The organism is Eubacterium sp. An3 (assembly GCF_002159465.1).
In the GTDB taxonomy this organism is placed as follows: domain Bacteria; phylum Bacillota; class Clostridia; order Lachnospirales; family Lachnospiraceae; genus Anaerobutyricum; species Anaerobutyricum stercoris.
In genome coordinates, this window is the sequence record NZ_NFIR01000080.1 from 1 (window position 1) to 2,428 (window position 2,428).

The window sequence follows — 2,428 nt, forward strand, 5'->3', positions numbered from 1 at the left end:
CATTTCTATAACAGTACTAAAAGTTGAGTACTGAACTATTATCACGGATTGATAAGAATCGAGTCTATTGTCTCACATATGACTATGATTTTCGAGGTACGGAGTATTTACCGTTTACGCCTTTTGTGGGGTATCTTTTTTCCTTGCCATAAATAAACCTCCAAGCTGGTAAGTCTATCTTACATCAGTTTGAAGGTTTACACAAACTTTGGGATACTCCCAGGAGGCACTCTATCAGACAGTGGAGGAATTTGCATATGTCACGTATAATCATGTACGCCCTCATAGTTTCAATGGGTATCAAACACCATACAAAGCCCGAAGTACATAAATTGATATTTTTTAGTCACAAGTGTTACAAAAACGCTTGACCACAACAACTCTTTCATATATTTTACAGTGGAATGTTCTACCGTCTCAACTGCCTCATAGCGGCTATCCCAGGATACATTTGACGGAAGGAATGACCCATCTGCAACACCGATTTCTCCCGATACGATCCCAAGCTCCATACACTTCAGTACGATCTTATTAATAATTTCCCGGAATATGCCGGCCTCTTGAAAACGTCTTCATCTATTCTGGCTAAAAGTTGAGTGATCTGGTACTCTATTCATCAGATCAATTCCACAAAACCGGCGGTAAGCAAGGTTGAGAGATACTTCCTCCTCAAGTCTCCGCTCTGATTTGATCCCATAAAGATAACCAATTAGCAGCATTTTTATCAGAACAACGGGGTCGATAGATTTTCTGCCAACATGGGAATAATAGGGGACTGTCTTTTCATATATAAAATCAAAATTCACACAGTTTTTAATCTGGCTCAGAAGATGATGTTCTGGAATCATAGAATCTATGTCAAGGATTATCATCTGGATTTGTCCACTTTGTTTTCCCATCATAAAAAAAGACCTCCTGCAATTGATATAATAAGTATACCATACAGAAAGCCATTTTTCTTTAGTTTGTCAACAGGTCTTTTTTTCACAGGCTCGTATATCAATATGATTGGCAGACAAAATTTTTTGAACGCCGTCCTGTACTTTGAAATATTCTTCAAGCAAATTATTTAAGTAATTTTTTCCCTCTTCTTCTAAATGATAGTAAACTCTCGTTAATCTTTTTCCCGCTAATTTTTTATAATCGCTGATATATCCTTTATCTGATAATTTATATAAAATTGGATATAACGCTCCTTCGGTTACAGTAATATTTCCAATGGACTGTTTCTTGATTCTTTGAGTAATCTGATATCCATAGCAGTCCTCTACACTAAGAATAGAAAGTAGTAATAATTCAATCGTTCCTTTTTTAAATGAATTTCTATTTGCCATGTGTAAATTCCTTTCTTTATCAACTTTATCGTAAAAAGCTGACAAGATCAATATATTGCCATAAATTTTTTGTTTTAAAAAGACAAATATATACGGCAGTCTGGCCAATGACTGCCGTATATGTTTGCTTTTTGAAGCAAAATTATGATAATTTACCAGAGGAACTGCAGTGGAGGGTAACAGTCTCAGTCTCTGTTTTAGTTACTTGACCAGCAGCATATTTTTTGGCTATCGCTTTTGCCATTGCATTAGCACCGTCTTTCCATGCTGAAGAAGACGCAATCTTCCAATTGGAAGCCGGACAGGTCGTAGAAACTGTAGAACTAGTACATTTCGCTGTTTTTCCATTATAAGTAAAACTTCCATGTACCTTTACTGACCATAGGATTTTTCCTTTACTATTCTTACAGTTGACAGTTTTACTTCCGCTTTTTGTACTACTCCTGGAATTAAAAGATTCTTCTTCCAAAACTGTTTCATAATAAATACTGTCTTCCTCTTTAGACTCTATACTGATAATCTTTTTGTCCATTTCGGAAGCCAAAATATTCATTGGCAATGTACTAACTAGAAAACTTACACTAAGCACACTCAAAAATATTCTTTTCTTCATAACTTAATCCTCCTCAATAACTATTTCTTTATACATTATATGTTGATCCTGTGCGTTCAAATAGTCTTGATATGCCCAATAATAGCAATACCCATTGAAAGCCAGAAAAGCAACCAATACAAAAATCAGAAACTTCTTTACATATCCCCTGATTTTCAGATGACGAAACAAATACTCATCATCTACTTCGGAAAAATACCCAGAAATCACATGAGAGGGTGTACCGAACTCTTCTATCAAATCTTCATAAGATAACGTCTCTTTTTCGGCGGCATATTCCAACAGCCGGGGCTGAAGAATTTTAATATATTGTTTTTCTTTTTTTCCATATATAGGAAATAATTTTTTTATTGATTTTAAATATTTTTTTATTATGGTTTTCATATTATTGCTCCTTGAATTTTATTTTACAGATGTTTGACATCAAATGCTTTAAATATTATCTATATAATTTGGTATACAGCATACGATAATTCATATA

At 34.4% G+C, this 2,428-nt stretch carries 4 protein-coding genes; all 4 read right to left on the reverse strand.

The annotated features are described in order from the left end of the window. Positions 1-572: 572 nt before the first annotated feature. Positions 573-902 carry a transposase gene (locus tag B5F87_RS20290; RefSeq protein ID WP_087284466.1) on the reverse strand — a complete coding sequence of 110 codons (330 nt, stop codon included), beginning with the start codon at positions 900-902 and terminating at the stop codon, positions 573-575. A gap of 66 nt (positions 903-968) precedes the next feature. Then, a complete protein-coding gene (locus B5F87_RS20295) occupies positions 969-1,334 on the reverse strand; it encodes a PadR family transcriptional regulator (protein ID WP_087284467.1) in 366 nt (121 codons plus the stop codon). Between the two features lie 142 nt (positions 1,335-1,476). Further along, entirely contained in the window at positions 1,477-1,947 is a 471-nt protein-coding gene (locus tag B5F87_RS20300) for a hypothetical protein (protein ID WP_087284470.1), read from the reverse strand. Positions 1,948-1,950: 3 nt separating this feature from the next. After that, positions 1,951-2,331 (reverse strand): DUF6120 family protein, encoded by a 381-nt coding sequence (locus tag B5F87_RS20305; protein ID WP_087284473.1) that lies wholly within the window; start codon positions 2,329-2,331, stop codon positions 1,951-1,953. Between the last annotated feature and the right edge of the window lie 97 nt (positions 2,332-2,428).